Annotated in this window: 1 protein-coding gene; it reads right to left on the bottom strand. The window is 79.7% G+C overall.

Annotated elements, in window-relative coordinates; translation table 11 throughout:
* A partial coding sequence (locus GTR00_RS19805) for an ATP-binding protein (RefSeq protein WP_166613266.1) occupies window positions 1-2,020 on the bottom strand: 2,020 nt, incomplete at both ends.

Here is a 2,020-nt window from a genome sequence, read left to right as displayed (position 1 = left end):
GCCGCCCCCGCCCACGGCCAGGCGCACGACGTCCTGCACGGGCAGCGCGCGCCCGGCGGCGACGGCGGCGGCGAAGCGCTGCTCGCCCAGGCGCTCGCGCAGCCGGTCGGCGGCGGCGGCCAGCTGCGCGTCGTCGCGCACGTAGAAGCCGTACACGTCGGCGCCCACCGTCTCGCGGGCGGCGCGCGCCGCCCCCAGCAGCGACGCCGCCCGGGCCGCGTCGGGCTCGGCGGGCCCACCGCCGGCGCCCAGCACGACGAGCGCGTCCAGGAAGTGCGACAGGTTCGCCAGGTCGCCCACCTGCGCGGACAGCGCGGTGCCCTCGTGCAGGAACCGCTCGGCGGCGCGGGGGTCGCGCGGCGCCTCGGCCTGCGCGAGGTTGAACAGCGCGACGAACGTGGTGAGCCGGTCGCCGCGGGCGCGGGAGAGCTCCAGACCGGCCTCGAAGCGGGCGCGCGCCGGCGCTCCCCCGCCCTGCGCGCCGCCCAGGGCGGTCAGCGCGGTGCCGAGCCAGACGTTGCCCAGCGACTCCAGCCACGGCCCGTCGGAGGTCGCCGGCAGCGCCGCGGCCAGCGGCAGCGCCGCGGCCAGCCGCTGCACCGCGGTGGCGGCCTCCCCGCGCGCCAGGGCCGTGATGCCCAGCCCGGCGGCGGCGTGCGCCAGGCCCTCCGCGTCGCCGGTGGCCAGGCTCAGCGCGTGGGCGCGCCCCCACACCGCCTCGGCCTCGTGGTGCTCGCCCTGCGCGAAGAGCATCGCGCCCAGCGCCAGGTCCACCCGCACCCGCACGGGCTCGGGCAGGTCCGCCACCCCCGCCACGGCGGCGGCGGCGCGGCGCCCCACGGCCAGGTGCCCGTGCATCCACCAGAACAGCCACAGCGCCCACACCAGCCTGCCGGCGGTCCCGCCGTCCCCGGCGGCCACGCACGCGTCGACCGCCGCCAGCGCGTTGGCGTGCTCGCGCTCCAGGCGCCGCAGCCACTGCACCTGCTCGGCGCCCTGGTAGTGCGGCGCGGCCTCCTCGGCCAGGGCGAGGAAGGCGGCGGCGTGGGCGGCGGTCGCCTCGGCGCGCTCGTCGTCGCCGAGCAGGCGCCGGGCGTGCTGGCGGGTGGGTTCGAGCACGGAGAAGCGCAGGCCGTCCTCGGTGTGCTCCACGCGCACCAGGGAGTGCTCCACCAGGGTCTCCAGCACCGGCAGCACGCCCGGTCCCTCCACGGCCTCCAGCAACGGAAGGGTCCAGCCGCCGGTGAAGACGCCGAGGCGGCGGAAGAGCCGCTGCGCGGGCTCGTCCAGCAGGCCGCAGCTCCAGTCCAGGGTGGCCTGCATGGTGCGCTGGCGGGCGGGCAGGTCGCGCCGGCCGCTGGAGAGGGCCTCGTCGAGGCGGGCCAGCAGGTCGCGCGGGCCGAGCACCCGCACGCGCGCGGCGGCCAGCTCCAGCGCCAGCGGGATGCCGGCCAGGGCGGTGCACACGTCGGCGACGACGCGCAGCTCCCGCTCGTCCTGCGGGTCGTCCGGGTCGAAGCGGAAGCCGGGCGCGACGTCGCGGGCGCGGGCGCAGAACAGCGTCACCGCGGCGGAGGAGAGCACCTCGCGGGCGTCGGCGGCGGCGCCGGGCAGGGCCAGCGGCTCGACGCGGTGCTCGACCTCGCCGGCCACGCGCAGCGGTGCGCGGCTGGTGACCAGCACCACCAGGTGCGGGCAGGTGCGCACCAGCTCGGCCACGTCGACCGCGGCGTCCAGCAGGTGCTCGAGGTTGTCCAGCACCAGCAGCAGGTGCAGGGGGCGCAGGTGCTCGGCGACGGCGTCGCGGGTGCCCGGGCCCTCCACGGGGCCCATGCCCAGGGCGCGGGCCACGGCGGGCAGCACGCCGGTGGCGTCGTCGAGGGTGGCCAGCTGCACGAGCACGGCGCCGTCGCGGAAGCGCCCGCCGTCGGCGGCGGCGCGGTGGGCGGCGGCCAGCGCCAGGCGCGTCTTGCCCACCCCGCCGGTGCCGGTGAGGGTGACCAGCCGGGCACCGGCGGGG

Source organism: Kineococcus indalonis, from assembly GCF_009906395.1.
Lineage (GTDB): Bacteria > Actinomycetota > Actinomycetes > Actinomycetales > Kineococcaceae > Kineococcus > Kineococcus indalonis.
The sequence above is the reverse complement of the archived record's forward strand: the minus strand, read 5'-3'. Positions and strand labels throughout refer to the sequence as shown.